This window comes from Candidatus Thiosymbion oneisti (assembly GCF_004359955.1).
In the GTDB taxonomy this organism is placed as follows: Bacteria; Pseudomonadota; Gammaproteobacteria; order Chromatiales; family Chromatiaceae; genus Thiosymbion; species Thiosymbion oneisti.
Genome location: NZ_SMSC01000080.1, coordinates 1 through 1,614, shown reverse-complemented (window position 1 = coordinate 1,614; position 1,614 = coordinate 1). Strand labels below are relative to the sequence as shown.

Sequence of the window (1,614 nt, the reverse complement as noted above, 5' to 3'; positions counted from 1 at the left end):
AGGAATTGATCTGGTCAAGCATCTGGCTCCCAAGGTTCTGTGAAAAGAAACGTTGCCGGTTCAGGCCGACGAACATAACGAAATCCTATATCGTTTAGCTCGCGGAATCAGGACCTCTCTGACTCCCACGCTCCAGCGTCATGAAACATTGGCCGCTGGAGCGACCATAACTGCATTCCCACGCTGGAGCGTGGGAACGAGCTAACACAAATGGACGCAAACCGAGTCGATTCCGAATTTGCGTTTTTGGCGTTCATTTGCGGCTAAATCTTCCCTGAAAATCCTGCCGATTCAATGTGATCGACCGTTGAAAGCACCTGTACCAGCTATAAGATTTCTCGCTTTGCTCGAAATGACAACCAAAAAATCGGCTGGAATGGTTTAATACTACCCGTGCCGGAGAGAGTGGATTGTGCCTAGTTTTGAGCTCAGAGTATTCGATTATGATCGCCTGCTGGAAGATGCTTTTCTCCGGCAAGCGGAGAAAATCGGTATCGATTGGGTCAATTTCGGCAGTGAAAGTTGTTATCTGCAGCTGCCGCCACGCCCGCTGATGGAGGAAATTTTCTCCCGCCTCGATGGCTTCAAAAAGAAATTCAGTATACCCATCCTCTATGAAAGCCATTTCGACAAGGTGGCGGAACTATTCGGTTTGGTCTGCGACCAGGCCGATACCATTTCCGTCAATGATTTCGGTGCCTTGGCCTATTTGGAGACGCACTTCAAGAATCAAATCCCGTCTGTTTCCATCGGAGACGTCCTGTTTTTCTCCTACGCCGAATGCCCGTGGCATGATCACATCATTCGTGACGAGAGCGAAAGGGTGCGGGGAAATCTATTGACGGGCAACTTTGACAATGAGTGGATGGATGACTTCATGGAACGTTATCCCTTCCGCTTCGAAGTGGAAATGCCCTTTTTGAAAACGCTACAGGCATCGGCATCGAGTCTCAAAAAAAAGGGTTATGCTATCAGTCTGCTGCCGGATATCCTTCCCGTGTCTTTTGCCAGGGCCTGTCACAGCTCGCGCTATTGGGGATTGCCGGTGGATGAATGCCTCAGGAATTGTCGACAAATGGTGACGCTCAGCCCCACCCACCGCTGGGATTTTTTCGAGGCGGATGTGACCGAAATCAGACCCGTTATCAAGGAACAAATGCCGGATTATCTAGTGTGGGGAAATTCCATATTCTTGAGAAACCGCGAAGACGACGCCGGTTTGCTGGATGACCATATCGACAAGATTATTCTCGATATGCGTTTCTACAAGGATTTAAACCAGGTGGCGGAAAGGATTGAAAGGCTTTCGGATTCTCAGGTGAAAGCATAAGGAAGTATCGAATGCACATTTCTCTCGTTCCCACGCGGCGCGTGGGAACGAGAGAGAGTATCAAATGCACATACAAACCCTTAAAACCTGGCAGCACAATCATGATTTCGCGGCCATTCATGAAAAAGGAGAGCGACGCACCACACAAGTTTTAGCCATGACGTCCGTTACCATGATTATTGAAATCATTGCAGGCGTCATATTTGGCTCTATGGCGTTGTTGGCCGACGGCTGGCATATGGGCACGCATGTCGCTGCGTTCATGATCACGATATTTACGTATA

The 1,614-nt window shown here is 48.9% G+C and carries 2 protein-coding genes; both read left to right on the top strand.

Annotated features, from left to right (window positions below; all coding sequences use genetic code 11):
* Positions 1–412 precede the first annotated feature (412 nt).
* On the top strand, positions 413–1,330 hold the full coding sequence (locus E1958_RS19465; protein ID WP_133513347.1) for a hypothetical protein: 918 nt from the start codon (positions 413–415) through the stop codon (positions 1,328–1,330).
* 64 nt (positions 1,331–1,394) lie between these two features.
* Positions 1,395–1,614, top strand: a 220-nt coding sequence (locus tag E1958_RS19460) for a cation efflux transmembrane domain-containing protein (protein ID WP_133513346.1), incomplete at its 3' end; no start/stop codon positions are given.